The following is a 14150-nucleotide window of genomic DNA, read 5'->3' on the forward strand; positions in this document are numbered from 1 at the left end:
AACCATGGGAATCGAAGAGAAGCTGCCCAGCGGGATCCTGCTCACCTCGGTGGAGAAACTTTCCAACTACGCCCGGAAGTCGTCGTTCTGGGGCGCCACCTTCGGTCTGGCCTGCTGCGCGATCGAGATGATGGCCTCCGGCGGCCCGCATTACGACCTGGGCCGGTGGGGGATGGAAGTCTTCCGGGCCTCGCCCCGGCAGGCCGACCTGATGATCGTTGCAGGGCGTGTCAGCCAGAAGATGGCCCCGGTGGTCAGGCAGATCTACGACCAGATGCCCGAACCGCGCTCGGTGATCTCGATGGGCGTCTGCGCCTCGTCGGGCGGCATGTTCAACAACTACGCCATCGTGCAGGGTGTCGACCACATCATTCCGGTCGACGTCTATCTGCCGGGCTGTCCACCCAGACCGGAAATGCTGATCGACGCGATCCTCAAGATGCGCGAGAAGGTCATGGCCGCGCCACTCGGTCCGAACGGGCGCAAGATGCTGGCCCAGCGTGAAGCCGAGGGCAAACTGCCCGTCGTCGCGCCCGGTGCCATGCCGTCGTCGTACCGCGTGGACAAGACGCGTCGCGCGGAATGGACTCAGGCGGTCAAGGAAGGCCGTGAGGAGCAATTGCGGATCGAGAACTGGATGAAACTCCAGCCGCATTTGCGGGAAGGCGCCAAATGACCATTTCTTCCGACACCCCGTCTTCCGGCACTCAGGGTGGCGTACCGATTACTGCACCGACCGGTGCGAATTTGGGTGCACCAGCTCAGACCCCGGCCAGCCCCGATAAAGGCATGTTCGGAGTCAAAGGGACCGGAGACGTTTCCGGCTTCGGTCGCCTTGTCCGCCCCCGACCTGCTGTTTTTGACAGCCCACGGCCATACGGCGGGTATTTCGACGACGTCTATGACGCGTTGGAGGAAGCTTATCCGGCCTTCTCCGAAGCGATCGAGAAGGTGGTCGTAGATAGGGCGGAACTCACACTTCACATCGGGCCCGAGAGAATCACCGAGGTCTGTCAGGTAATGCGTGACGACGAGTCGTTGCGCTTCGAGCTCTGCTCCTCGGTCGACGCGGTCGATTACCTCGCCACCGACGAGCGCCGGTTCCACGTGACGTACCAGTTGACCTCCATGACGTACCGGCGGCGGGTACGTCTCGAAGTCGCTGTTGCCGACGGTGTGAGCGTTCCCAGTGTCACCGGCGTCTACCCGACGGCCGACTGGCAGGAGCGCGAGGTCTACGACATGTTCGGCGTCGTTTTCGCCGGACACCCCAACCTCACCCGGATCCTGATGCCCGACGACTGGGAAGGGCACCCCCAGCGCAAGGACTACCCGCTCGGCGGCGTACCCGTCGAGTACAAGGGTGCTCAGATTCCGCCGCCGGACCAGCGGAGGGTCTACCAATGACGACATCCGAGTACGCGACCGAGCGCGAGACGACCGAGGGCCGGGTCTTCACGGTCACCGGCGGTGACTGGGACTCCATCGCCGCCGGCGTCGACCCGCTCAGCAACGAGAAGATCGTCGTCAACATGGGCCCGCAGCACCCGTCGACCCACGGCGTGCTCCGGCTGGTGTTGGAGCTTGAGGGCGAGACGGTCACCGAGTGCCGCCCCGTCGTCGGTTACCTGCACACCGGGATCGAGAAGAACCTGGAGTACCGGAACTGGACCCAGGGCGTCACGTTCGTGACGCGGATGGACTACCTCTCCAACATGTCCAACGAGACGGGTTACTGCCTCGCGGTGGAGAAACTGCTCGGGATCACCGATCAGATCACCGAGCGGACGAACACGATCCGGGTCATGTTCATGGAACTGCAGCGGATCGCCTCGCACCTGGTCTGGCTCGCCACGACCGGCATGGAGCTGGGCGCGATCTCGATGATGCTGTACGGGTTCCGGGAGCGGGAGTACATCCTCGACATCTTCGAGGAGACCTCCGGCCTGCGGATGAACAACGCGTACATCCGCCCGGGCGGTCTCGCGCAGGACCTGCCGGACTCCGCGGTTCGCAAGATCCGCGACTTCCTGGTGTACCTGCCGAAACGCCTCAAGGAGTACGAGGCGATGCTCTCCGACCAGGTCATCTGGCAAAAGCGTACCCAAGGTGTCGCTGTTCTTGATGTGACGGGTTGTCTCTCGCTCGGCATCACGGGCCCGGTGCTTCGTGCCACCGGCCTGCCGTGGGACCTGCGCAAGACCATGCCGTACTCCGGTTACGACACGTACGAGTTCGACGTGCCGACCGCGACGACGAGCGACGTCTGGGGCCGTTACCTGGTGCGGCTGGCGGAGATCCGTGAGTCGCTCAAGATCGTTGAGCAGACTCTGGACCGTCTGCGCCCCGGCCCGATCTGGGTCGAGGACAAGAAGATCGCCTGGCCGGCGCAGCTCGCGCTCGGCGTGGACGGTCTCGGCAACTCCCTCGAACACGTCGCCAAGATCATGGGTCAGTCGATGGAGTCGCTGATCCACCACTTCAAGCTCGTGACCGAGGGCTTCCGGGTTCCGCCTGGTCAAGTCTATGTCGCGATCGAGCATCCGCGTGGCGAACTTGGCGTACACGCGGTTTCTGACGGTGGCACCCATCCGTACCGGGTGCATTACCGGGAGCCGAGCTTCGTGAACCTGCAGGCCATCCCCGCGATGGCCGAGGGGGCGCTGCTCGCCGACGTGATCGCCGGCGGCGCCTCCCTGGACCCCGTGATGGGTGGGTGTGACCGCTGATGTCGGAAACCACTGTGGACTTCTCGCCGGCCGCCTCTCCGCTCGCGGAGACGCTGCTCGAGCCGGCACTCGAAATCCTCGCCCGGTACCCGGTCGGCCGGGAGCGTTCCGCGCTCCTGCCGCTGCTGCACCTCGTGCAGACCGAGGAGGGTTTCGTCAGCCCGCGCGGTGTGGCGTTCTGCGCCGAGATCCTGGGCATCAACAAGGCCCAGGTCGGCGCGGTCGCCACGTTCTACACCATGTACAAGCGCCGCCCGACCGGCGAATACCTGGTCAGCGTCTGCACCAACACCCTGTGCAACGTGCTCGGCGGCCAGCAGGTCTACGACGGGCTGGTCGAGCACCTCGGCGTCGGCCATGACCAGACCACGGCCGACGGCAAGATCACGCTGGAGCACGCCGAGTGCCTCGCGGCCTGCGACTACGCGCCGGTGGTGACGGTCAACTACGACTTCACGGTCGACCAGGCCACCCCGGAGTCAGCCGTCGAGCTGGTCGAGCAGCTGCGCCAGGGCGAGCGGCCGACACCGAGCCGGGGCGCCCGGATCTGCTCACTGAAGGACATGCAGTACCAGCTGGCCGGGTTCGCGGACCCGCGCGAGGGCGCGGTCGGCGACGGCGTGGCCGGTGCGCCGACGCTGCGCGGCGTGCGCCTCGCTCAGGAGCACGGTGTCGCGGTGGCCGGATTCGACCCGGACACCCCGATCACCAAGACCAAGCCGTCCCGCGACGAGAGCGCGCTCCCGCCGCGACCGGCGGAGGAGAAGCCCGCGGGCCGTCTCGCGACGCTGGCGAACAAGGCGGCGACGGTGGCCAAGACAGCCGCCGGCACGGTGGCGGAAAAGGTCGGCGAGCACCGCCACGCCGGCCGTACCACCGACACCGGCGACGTCAAGGACCCCGAGGTACGGGCAGCGGAGAGCCGCAACCCGACAGCGGACACGCCGGCTCCATCCGGAACAGCGACGGAAGGCGCGGCCACCGCGCAGGCACCGGAGCCGAGCAATCCGGCCGAGGCCGCTGGTGTGGCCGGCAACGAGCCGGCCGGCGACGGCAAACCCGCTGGTGACGGCACACGTGGCGAGCGGATCGTCGCTCAGCGCACCGTCGGGCCGAAACCGGCCACCAACGTCCCGCGTGGCACCGAGGAGGAGAAGTGACCCAGCCCCGGCCGGAGGTCCTCCAGAAGCTCACCCCCGTCCTCACCAAGCGCTGGCTCTCGCCGGACGCCTGGCAGATCGGCGTCTACGAGCGGCTGGACGGGTACCTGGCGTTGCGCAAGGCGCTCGACGTGCACCCCGACGATCTGATTCAGCTGGTGAAGGACTCCGGCCTGCGCGGCCGGGGCGGCGCCGGCTTCCCGACCGGCCTGAAGTGGGGTTTCATCCCGCAGGGCGACGGCAAGCCGCACTACCTCGTGATCAACGCGGACGAGGGCGAGCCGGGCACCTGCAAGGACCTGCCGCTGATGACGTACGACCCGCACTCGCTGGTGGAGGGCGCGATCATCGCCTCCTACGCCATCCGGGCGAACCGGGCGTTCATCTACATCCGCGGTGAGGCCGTGCACGCGGCCCGCCGGCTGCGGCACGCGGTCGACGAGGCGTACAAGGCCGGGTACCTCGGCAAGAACATCCTCGGGTCCGGCTTCGACCTGGACCTGGTGGTGCACAGCGGCGCCGGGGCGTACATCTGCGGCGAGGAGACAGCGCTGCTGGACTCGCTGGAAGGCTTCCGCGGTCAGCCCCGGCTGCGCCCGCCCTTCCCGGCCATCGCCGGCCTGTACGCGAGCCCGACCGTGGTCAACAACGTCGGCACGATCGCTTCGGTGCCGTACGTGATCCTCGGTGGCGCGGACTGGTGGAAGAGCATGGGCACCGAGAAATCGGCCGGCCCGATGATCTATTCGCTGTCCGGCCGGGTGGTCAACCCGGGCCAGTACGAGTGCGGCCTCGGCATCACCCTGCGCGAGCTGATCGAGCTGGCCGGGGGCATGCAGCCGGGCCACAACCTGAAGTTCTGGACACCCGGCGGATCGTCGACGCCGATGCTGACCGCCGAGCACATCGACACCCCGATGGACTTCGAGGGTGTCGCGGCGGCCGGGTCGATTCTCGGCACCACGGCGATGCAGATCTTCTCGGACCAGGACTGCCCGGTCTACAACACGTGGCGGTGGCTGGAGTTCTACCACCACGAGTCGTGCGGCAAGTGCACCCCGTGCCGCGAGGGCAACTACTGGATGGTCCGCACCTACCGGCGGATCCTGACCGGCCACGGCACCCTCGCCGACCTGGACACCCTGCAGGACACCGCGGACAACATCTTCGGCCGGTCGTTCTGCGGCCTCGGTGACGGCGCCGCGACCCCGGTCGTGTCGACGCTCAAGTGGTTCCGGGACGACTACCTCGGTTACATCGAGGGCCGCACCGCCCCGCGTCTGTCGGAGAAGACCCTGGTGGGAGCTCACTGATGACCGATGTAGCGAAAAAGGCTGACACCGTCACCCTGACCATCGACGGCATCGAGGTGACCGCCCAGAAGGGCGAGCTGGTCATCCGGGTCGCCGAGCGGATGGGTGTCGCCATCCCGCGGTTCTGTGACCACCCGCTGCTCGCACCGGCCGGCGCCTGCCGGCAGTGCCTCGTCGAGGTGGAGGGCCAGCGCAAGCCGGTGGCCTCCTGCACCCAGACGGTGGCCGAGGGCATGGTGGTGAAAACCCAGCTCAGTTCGCCGGTGGCCGCGAAAGCGCAGGCCGGCGTCATGGAGCTGCTCCTGATCAACCACCCGCTCGACTGCCCGACCTGCGACAAGGGCGGCGAGTGCCCCCTGCAGAACCAGGCGATGAGCACCGGCCGGGCCGACTCGCGCTTCGTCGAACCGAAGCGTGAGTACGAGAAGCCGATCCACATCTCCAGCCAGGTGCTGCTGGACCGGGAGCGGTGCATTCTCTGCCAGCGCTGCACCCGGTTCTCCGAGGAGATCGCCGGGGACAAGTTCATCGACTTGATGGACCGCTCCTCCGGCGAGCAGATCAACGTCTACCGGGACGACTTCTTCGGCGGCGAGGGCACCGGGGACGGTCAGGTCGGCGAGGGCGAGGGGGACGTTCCGTTCAACTCCTACTTCTCCGGCAACACCATCCAGATCTGCCCGGTCGGCGCGCTGACCAGCGATCAGTACCGGTTCCGCGCCCGCCCGTTCGACCTGGTCTCCACGCCGACGACGTGTGAGCACTGCGCCGGCGGCTGCTCGTTGCGAGCCGACCACCGGCGCGGCAAGGTGCTGCGCCGGCTGGCCGGCGACGACCCCGCGGTGAACGAGGAATGGAACTGCGACAAGGGCCGCTGGGGCTTCCGCTACACCACGGCCTCCGACCGGATCATGACGCCGCTCGTGCGCGACGCGGTCACCGGTCAGCTGCGCGAGGCCTCCTGGAGCGAGGCCCTGCTCGCGGCGGCGGAGGGACTGAAAGCCGCGCAAGAGCGCGGCGTCGGTGTCCTTCCCGGCGGTCGGCTTACTGTCGAGGATGCGTACGCGTACGCCAAGTTCGCCCGCATCGTCCTCGGCACCAACGACGTCGACTTCCGGGCCCGGCCGATCCGCGCCACGGCATCGCCGGTGACCACGACCGAGGAGGCCGACTTCCTGGCCGCCGCGGTCGCCGGGATCACCGACGTGACGTACGAGGCGGTGGAGAACGCGTCCTCGGTTCTCATCGTCGGGCTCGAGCCGGAGGAGGAGGCGGCGATCCTCTTCCTGCGGCTCCGCAAGGGTCACCTCAAGAAGAAGCTCAAGGTCACGGCCGTTAGCCCGTACCTTTCCCGGGGTTTTGAAAAGCTCGGCGCCGCGCTTGTCGCGGCCGTTCCGGGTGATGAAGCCCGGCTGCTCAACACCGACCCGGCGGTCGCCGGCGCGCTCAGCGCGCCCGGCAGCATCCTGATCGTGGGCGAGCGGCTGGCCACCGTTCCGGGTGGTCTCTCGGCGGCGGCCGCGCTGGCCGAGCGGACCGGCGCTCGCCTTGTGTGGGTGCCGCGCCGGGCCGGTGACCGGGGTGCGCTCGACACCGGTTGCCTGCCGAACCTGCTGCCCGGAGGCCGTCCGGTCACCGACGAGTCGGCTCGTGCCGAGCTCTCGCTGGCCTGGGGGACCGAGCCGGGTGCATTGCCCGGCACGCCCGGACGCGACATCGACCAGATCGTCGCGGCGGCCGCGGACGGCACCCTCGGCGCTCTGCTGGTCGGCGGCGTGGACCCGGCCGACCTGGCCGACCCGGTGCTGGCCGAGCAGGCGCTCGACGCCGTTCCGTTCCTGGTCAGCCTGGAGATGCGGCAGAGCGCGGTGACCCGGCGTGCCGACGTGGTGCTGCCGATCGCCCCGGCGGTCGAGAAGGCCGGCACCTACCTGAACTGGGAGGGACGGCTCCGCTCGTTCGACGCGGTGCTGCCCAGCACGGCGATGACCGACGGACGGGTGCTCGAAGCGATCGCGGCGCTGCTCGACGTCACGCTCGGCACCGGTGACGTCTCGGCGATCCGGCGCGAGCTGGGTGCGCTGCCTGCCGCCGCGGCCCGTCCGGCGGCCCCGGCCACCGCGCCGGTCGAGACGGCCCAGCTCGGTGAGCACGAGGCGGTGCTCGCCACCTGGAACCAGGCGATCGACCTGGGCTCGCTCCAGGACGGTGACGAGGCCCTGGCCGGCACGGCTCGCCCGTCGGTGGCCCGGATCGGCAAGGCCCTGGCCGAGTCGCTCGGTGTGATCGACGGTGACCTGATCACGGTCAGCACCGACCGCGGCGGCGTGACGCTGCCGGCCGCGATCACCGACCTGCCGCCGGCTGTGGTCTGGGTGCCCACCAACTCGCCGGGATCGACGGTGCGCCGCAACCTCGGTGTGACCGCCGGCGCGGTGGTCCGGCTGCAAGCCGGCGTCCCTGGTCCGATCCTTGCCGAAGGGGCTGCTCTGTGAACGCGATTCTGGCGGCGCACGCCGTCGATCCGACACTGGAGACGTTCGAGAACGACATCTGGTGGATCTCGCTGATCAAGCTGTTCGGGTTGTTCGTGCTGCTCCTGCTGCTGACCCTGTTCACGATCAACTATGAGCGCAAGGTCGTGGCCCGGATGGCGGTCCGGCCGGGTCCCAACCAGGTCGGTTTCCGAGGCTATCTCCAGAGCCTCACCGACGGCCTGAAGCTGCCGTTCAAGGAAGAGATCATCCCGAGGACCGCCGACAAGGTGGTCTACTTCATCGCTCCGGTGATCTCCGCGACGGTGGCGTTCACCGCGTTCTCGGTGATCCCGTTCGGTGGCGTCGTCAACATGTTCGGCCAGCAGACCGCGCTTCAGCTCACCGACGTGCCGGTCTCGGTGCTGGTGCTGCTCGCGTGCTCCTCGATGGCGGTGTACGGCGTGGTGCTGGCCGGCTGGGCTTCCGGTTCGACGTACCCGCTGCTCGGTGGCCTGCGGTCGAGCGCGCAGATGATCTCGTACGAGGTCGCGATGGGTCTGTCCATCGTGGCGGTGTTCATGAACGCCGGCACGATGAGCACGTCGCAGATCGTCGCGGCGCAGGCCTCCGGTGAACCGATCAACATCTTCGGCATCGACCTGACCGCACCCGGCTGGTACGCGGTACAGCTGCTGCCGAGCTTCGTGATCTACATGATCGCAGCGGTCGGCGAGACCAACCGGGCGCCGTTCGACCTGCCCGAGGCGGAGTCCGAGCTGGTCGGCGGCTTCCACACGGAGTACTCGTCGTTCAAGTTCGCGCTCTTCTTCCTCGCCGAGTACATCAACATGATCACCGTCTCGGCGTTCTGCACGACGCTCTTCCTCGGCGGCTGGCGCGCTCCCGCGCCGATCACCACCGTCTGGGAAGGAGCCAACTCCGGCTACTGGCCGCTGATCTGGTTCTTCGGCAAGGTGCTGATCCTGCTCTTCGGCTTCATCTGGCTGCGGGCCACGCTGCCGCGCATGCGCTACGACCAGTTCATGCGCTTCGGCTGGAAGGTCCTCATCCCGGTCAACCTGGTGTGGATCCTCTTCCTGGCGTACTTCAAGGTCGCCCGCAGCGGCGAGCTGTCCACCGAGGTCCGGTGGATCTCCACCGGTGCCATCGCGCTGCTCGTGCTGGTGATCGCCTGGCGCTGGCCGTCGCCGAAGAAGCCGAGGCAGATCCCGATCGAGGAGGAACTCGCCCTGAGACCACCGGGCAGCTTCCCGATTCCCCCGATGGATCTCCAGGTGCCGCCGAGCCCACGCGCACGCCGAGCAGTGGCCGAACGTGCCCCGGCCACCGTCGGCGGCGACTCCGAGACGAAGGAGGTGTGACGTGGCTTCACTGACCGGCTCCTTCAAGGGTTTCGGTGTGACCTTCGCGCACATGTTCCGCAAAGTGATCACGACCGACTACCCGTTCTCACCGCCGAAGCCCGCACCTCGGTACCACGGCCGGCACATCCTCAACCGTCACCCGGACGGCCTGGAGAAGTGCATCGGCTGCGAGCTGTGCGCCTGGGCCTGCCCGGCCGACGCGATCTACGTCGAGGGTGGCGACAACACCGACGAGCAGCGCTTCTCGCCCGGCGAGCGGTACGCCAGCGTCTACCAGATCAATTACGCCCGGTGCATCTTCTGCGGGCTCTGCATCGAGGCCTGCCCGACCCGGTCGCTCACCATGAGCAACGAGTACGAGCTGGCCCGGGACAACCGCCAGGACCTGATCTTCACGAAGAAGGAGCTCCTGGCGCCGCTGCTGCCCGGCATGGAGCAGCCGCCCCACCCGATGCGGCTCGGTGAGACCGACAAGGACTACTACCTCGGCGCGCTCACCAACCCGGGCACCTCGGCCGGCGCCGAGCGGGCGCCGTGGTCCGAGAACGAGACCAGGGAGGCCAACTGATGGACGCCGTCTCCACCGGTGAACAGGTCGCCTTCTGGATCCTGGGCCCGCTCTCGGTGATCGGTGCGCTCGGCATGGTGCTGGCCCGCAACGCGGTGCACTCCGCGCTCTGGCTGGTCGTCACGATGCTCTGCCTGGGCTTCCTCTACGTGGTCAACGATGCGCCGTTCCTCGGCATGGTCCAGGTCATCGTCTACACCGGCGCGATCATGATGCTGTTCCTGTTCGTGCTGATGCTCGTCGGCCGGGACGCGTCGGACTCGCTGATCGAGACGTTGCGTGGGCAGCGGATCGCGGCGATCGTGCTCGGCATCGGATTCGCGGCGCTGATCGCGACCGGCCTGGCCCGTTCGCTCGGCGACATCCCGACCGTCGGCCTGACCGAGGCCAACCAGAACGGCAACGTCCAGGGTCTGGCCGCACTGCTGTTCACCAACTACGTCTTCGCGTTCGAGGTGACCTCGGCGCTGCTCATCACGGCCGCGGTCGGCGCCATGGTGCTGGCCCACGTGGAGCGGGCGAAGGAGGACAAGGTCGACCAGGTCACCCGGATGAAGGAGCGCTTCCGGCCGGGCAATTACCCCGGACCGAAGCCCGGGCCGGGCATCTACGCGAACACCATGTCGGTGGCCGCGCCGGCCCGCCTGCCGGACGGCAACGGTGCCGAACGCAGCATCTCGCCGATCCTGCCGGTTCGTGAGCTGACCGACAACGAGGTCGCGCCGAAGGGGACCGAGAAGTGACTCCCGACTACTACATCGTTCTGTCGGTGATCCTGTTCAGCATCGGTGCGACCGGTGTGCTGATCAGGCGCAACGCGATCGTCCTGTTCATGTGCATCGAGCTGATGCTGAACGCGGCGAACCTGGCGCTGGTCACCTTCAGCCGGATCAACGGCGGCCTCGACGGCCAGATCATCTCGTTCTTCGTGATGGTCGTCGCGGCGGCCGAGGTCGTGGTCGGCCTCGCCATCATCATGTCGATCTTCCGTACGCGGCGCTCGGCGAGCGTTGACGACGCGAACCTCCTCAAGTACTGAAGGGCCTTCACGTGGAACAGACTGTGGAGTTCGCCCCAGCGACGGGGGTGCTGAGCAGCATCTGGCTGCTCGTCGCGATCCCGCTCGCCAGTGCGGCCGTTCTGCTGCTGCTCGGCAGACGGGCCGACAAGTGGGGGCACTGGCTCGGCGTCCTCTCGGTCGCCGCCTCGTTCGTGCTCGGCCTGGTCTTCTTCGCGAACCTGGCAGGGCTGGACGCGGAACGGCGCTCGGCCGAACTCAACCTCTGGGACTTCATCGTTGTCGGCGGCCTGCACGTCGACTTCGGTCTTCTCTTCGACCCGCTCAGCGGTGTCTTCGTACTCCTGATCACCGGCGTCGGATCACTGATCCACCTATACGCGGTCGGCTACATGGAGCACGACCCCGGACGCCGGAAATTCTTCGCCTACTTCAACCTCTTCGTCTCGGCGATGTTGCTGCTGGTCCTGGGCAACAACTACGTGATGCTCTACTTCGGCTGGGAGGGCGTCGGTCTGGCGTCGTACCTGCTGATCTCGTTCTGGTACACCCGCCCGTCGGCGGCGACGGCCGGTAAGAAGGCGTTCCTGATGAACCGGGTCGGCGACGCCGGCCTGGCCATCGGCATCTTCCTGATGTTCACCGAGCTGGGCAGCACCCAGTACGACGACGTCTTCAACGGCGCTCCGACACTCGCCGCCGGCACGGTGCTGATCATGGGCATCCTGTTGCTGCTCGGCGCGTGCGGCAAGTCCGGCCAGTTCCCACTCCAGGCCTGGTTGCCGGATGCCATGGAGGGCCCGACCCCGGTGTCGGCGCTCATCCACGCGGCGACGATGGTCACCGCGGGCGTCTACCTGATCGCCCGGTCCAACCCGATCTTCTCGGCGAACACCACGCTCCAGCTGATCGTGGTGAGCGTCGGCGCGCTGACGCTGCTGATCGGTTGCGTCATCGGTTCGGCGAAGGACGACATCAAGCGGATCCTCGCCTGGTCGACGGTTTCGCAGATCGGCTACATGTTCCTGGGCGTCGGGCTCGGTGGCGGGGCGTACGCGCTCGCGATCATCCACCTGCTCGCGCACGGTTTCTTCAAGGCGAACATGTTCCTCGGTGCCGGCTCGGTCATGCACGGGATGCACGACCAGGTCGACATCCGGCGGTTCGGCGGCCTGTCGAAGCACATGAAGATCACCTGGATCACGTTCGCCACCGGCTGGCTCGCGATCATCGGCATCCCGCCGCTCTCCGGATACTTCTCCAAGGAGCCGATCATCGCGGCCGCGTTCGAGCGCGAGGTGGCCTGGGAGGCGTGGGTCTTCGGTCTGGCCGCGCTCATCGGCGCCGGTCTCACCGCGTTCTACATGACCCGGCTCTTCGTGCTGACGTTCCACGGCCCGGCCCGCTGGACCGACGACATCAAGCACCCGCACGAGTCGCCGCCGCTCATGACGATCCCGCTGATCCTGCTCGCGGCCGGCTCGATCGGCGCGGGTTACCTGATGAGCACGAGTGTGGCGGACTGGCTCACGCCGGTCTTCGGCGAGGAGCAGGCTGAGGCGGCGCACGGCGTCCTCTCGCACACCGTGATCACCATCCTCTCGCTGCTGGTCACGGTGCTCGGCGCGGGCCTGGCCTGGTCGCTGTTCCGCAAGGGCACGGCGACCGAGCCGCAGCCCGCCGGAGTCCTGGTCACCGCGGCGCGACGCAACCTTTACACCGACTCGTTCAACGAGGCGGTGTTCGAACGGCCCGGCATCTACCTCACCCGGGCGCTGGTCTACCTCGACAACAAGGGCATCGACGGCGTCGTGAACGGCCTTGCGGCCGGGATCGGCGGAGGCTCCGCGCGCCTGCGGCGGCTTCAGACCGGTTTTGTACGGTCGTACGCGCTATCGATGCTCTCCGGAGCGCTCCTCGTGGTTGGCGCCTTTATCGCGATCCAGTTGGGGTGGTTGGCGTGAGCGAGTTTCCTTTTCTGAGCGTTCTCACGCTCCTTCCCCTGGTCGGCGCGGCGGTGGTGGGGTTCATCCCCCGGGCCAAGGCCGAGCTGGCCAAGATGGTGGCGCTGGTCTGGTCGCTGATCGTTCTCGGACTCAGCGTCGTGATGTGGCTGGCGTTCACCATCGACGGCGACCGGTTCCAGTTCCGTGAGTCGTACGCGTGGATCCCGTCCTGGGACGCCCGCTTCACCTTCGCCGCCGATGGCATCGCGCTCGTCATGCTGATGCTGATCGCCGTGCTGTTCCCGGTCGTCATCCTGGCCTCCTGGAATGACGTCGATCAGAGCCGGCGGTCCGCTCCGGCGTACTTCGCTCTGCTGCTCTCGTTCGAGTTCACGATGATCGGGGTGTTCGCCGCGGCGGACGTCTTCCTCTTCTACGTGTTCTTCGAGGTCATGCTGATCCCGATGTACTTCATCATCGGATCGTTCGGCTCCGGCCAGAAGCAGTACGCGGCGGTGAAGTTCTTCCTCTACAGCCTGGTCGGCGGCCTCTTCATGCTGGCCTCGGTGATCGGGCTCTGGGTGGTCGGCGGGCACACCTTCGACTTCACGAACCTGGTCGAGTCGACCGCCGCGATCGACCAGAACACCGCGCGATGGCTGTTCCTCGGCTTCTTCGTGGCGTTCGCGATCAAGGCGCCGTTCTTCCCGTTCCACACCTGGCTACCGGACTCCGGTGGTGCCGCCCCTGCCGGTGCGGCCGCGCTGCTCGTCGGCGTGATGGACAAGGTCGGCACGTTCGGCATCCTGCGGTACTGCCTCTCGCTCTTCCCGGAGGCGTCCCGCTGGTTCGCTCCGGCGGCGATGGTCCTCGCGGTCATCGGCATCATCTACGCGTCGCTGCTCGCGGTCGGTCAGAACGACCTGAAACGCCTGGTCTCGTACACGTCGATCGCGCACTTCGGCTTCATCGGCATCGGGATCTTCGCGTTCACCACGCAGGCCGGGACCGGCGCGGTGCTCTACATGGTCAACCACGGTCTCGCGACCGGCCTGCTCTTCATCGTGGTCGGCATGTTCGTTGCCCGGCGCGGATCCGCCCTGGTCAGCGACTTCGGCGGTGCGGGCAAGCTGGTTCCGGTGCTGGCCGGCGTCTTCTTCTTCGCCGGCCTCGCCTCGCTGGCGCTGCCCGGCACGGCACCGTTCGTCAGCGAGTTCCTGGTGCTGATCGGCACGTTCAGCACCCACAAGGCGTACGCCGTGGTGGCCACCCTGGGCATCATCCTGGCCGCCGCCTACGTGCTGTGGATGATCCAGCGCACCACACAGGGCACGCTCAACCCGGCGCTGACCGAGGTACCGGCGATGTCCAAGGACCTCACCCTGCGGGAGAAGTTCGTGGTGGCACCGCTGATCGCGCTCCTGCTGGTGCTCGGCTTCTATCCGAAGCCGGTCACCGACGTGATCAACCCGGCGGTGCAGGCGACCCTGCAAGACGTCGGCACGACCGACCCGGCCCCGTCGGTGGTCGCGGATGGAAAGGTGGGCGGCTGAG

Annotated in this window: 12 protein-coding genes; all 12 read left to right on the forward strand. The window is 67.5% G+C overall.

The window, feature by feature from the left end; translation table 11 throughout:
- The first annotated feature begins 4 nt into the window (after positions 1-4).
- From B0I29_RS27270 to B0I29_RS27325, 12 genes are read left to right on the forward strand one after another with little or no spacing between them, the layout of a single operon-like run.
- The gene (locus B0I29_RS27270) at positions 5-676 is read left to right on the forward strand and encodes a NuoB/complex I 20 kDa subunit family protein (RefSeq protein ID WP_111651952.1); all 672 of its coding nucleotides are present in this window, start codon (positions 5-7) and stop codon (positions 674-676) included.
- Positions 673-1407 carry an NADH-quinone oxidoreductase subunit C gene (locus tag B0I29_RS27275; RefSeq protein WP_111651953.1) on the forward strand — a complete coding sequence of 245 codons (735 nt, stop codon included), beginning with the start codon at positions 673-675 and terminating at the stop codon, positions 1405-1407. The genes B0I29_RS27270 and B0I29_RS27275 overlap by 4 nt, the downstream gene beginning before the upstream one ends.
- Positions 1404-2729, forward strand: coding sequence for an NADH-quinone oxidoreductase subunit D (locus tag B0I29_RS27280; protein WP_111651954.1), 1326 nt, complete (start codon positions 1404-1406; stop codon positions 2727-2729). Before B0I29_RS27275 ends, B0I29_RS27280 begins: the two co-directional genes overlap by 4 nt.
- Entirely contained in the window at positions 2729-3889 is a 1161-nt protein-coding gene (nuoE, locus tag B0I29_RS27285; RefSeq protein WP_111651955.1) for an NADH-quinone oxidoreductase subunit NuoE, read from the forward strand. Before B0I29_RS27280 ends, nuoE begins: the two co-directional genes overlap by 1 nt.
- Positions 3886-5202 (forward strand): NADH-quinone oxidoreductase subunit NuoF, encoded by a 1317-nt coding sequence (gene nuoF, locus B0I29_RS27290; protein WP_111651956.1) that lies wholly within the window; start codon positions 3886-3888, stop codon positions 5200-5202. The genes nuoE and nuoF overlap by 4 nt, the downstream gene beginning before the upstream one ends.
- Entirely contained in the window at positions 5202-7697 is a 2496-nt protein-coding gene (locus tag B0I29_RS27295; protein WP_111651957.1) for an NADH-quinone oxidoreductase subunit G, read from the forward strand. The genes nuoF and B0I29_RS27295 overlap by 1 nt, the downstream gene beginning before the upstream one ends.
- A complete protein-coding gene (gene nuoH, locus B0I29_RS27300) occupies positions 7694-9061 on the forward strand; it encodes an NADH-quinone oxidoreductase subunit NuoH (protein WP_375790622.1) in 1368 nt (455 codons plus the stop codon). The genes B0I29_RS27295 and nuoH overlap by 4 nt, the downstream gene beginning before the upstream one ends.
- Position 9062: 1 nt before the next feature.
- Complete coding sequence (gene nuoI, locus B0I29_RS27305) at positions 9063-9632, forward strand: NADH-quinone oxidoreductase subunit NuoI (RefSeq protein WP_111651958.1); 570 nt, start codon at positions 9063-9065, stop codon at positions 9630-9632.
- Positions 9632-10375, forward strand: a complete 744-nt coding sequence (locus B0I29_RS27310; RefSeq protein WP_111651959.1) for an NADH-quinone oxidoreductase subunit J — start codon at positions 9632-9634, stop codon at positions 10373-10375. The genes nuoI and B0I29_RS27310 overlap by 1 nt, the downstream gene beginning before the upstream one ends.
- On the forward strand, positions 10372-10671 hold the full coding sequence (nuoK, locus tag B0I29_RS27315; RefSeq protein ID WP_111651960.1) for an NADH-quinone oxidoreductase subunit NuoK: 300 nt from the start codon (positions 10372-10374) through the stop codon (positions 10669-10671). Before B0I29_RS27310 ends, nuoK begins: the two co-directional genes overlap by 4 nt.
- Positions 10672-10682: 11 nt before the next feature.
- Positions 10683-12614: an NADH-quinone oxidoreductase subunit L gene (gene nuoL, locus B0I29_RS27320; RefSeq protein WP_111651961.1), complete on the forward strand. Its 1932-nt coding sequence runs from the start codon at positions 10683-10685 to the stop codon at positions 12612-12614.
- The gene (locus B0I29_RS27325) at positions 12611-14149 is read left to right on the forward strand and encodes an NADH-quinone oxidoreductase subunit M (protein ID WP_111651962.1); all 1539 of its coding nucleotides are present in this window, start codon (positions 12611-12613) and stop codon (positions 14147-14149) included. Before nuoL ends, B0I29_RS27325 begins: the two co-directional genes overlap by 4 nt.
- The last annotated feature ends 1 nt before the right edge of the window (position 14150 follow it).

It is taken from the genome of Actinoplanes lutulentus (assembly GCF_003259845.1).
Taxonomy (GTDB): Bacteria; Actinomycetota; Actinomycetes; order Mycobacteriales; family Micromonosporaceae; genus Actinoplanes; species Actinoplanes lutulentus.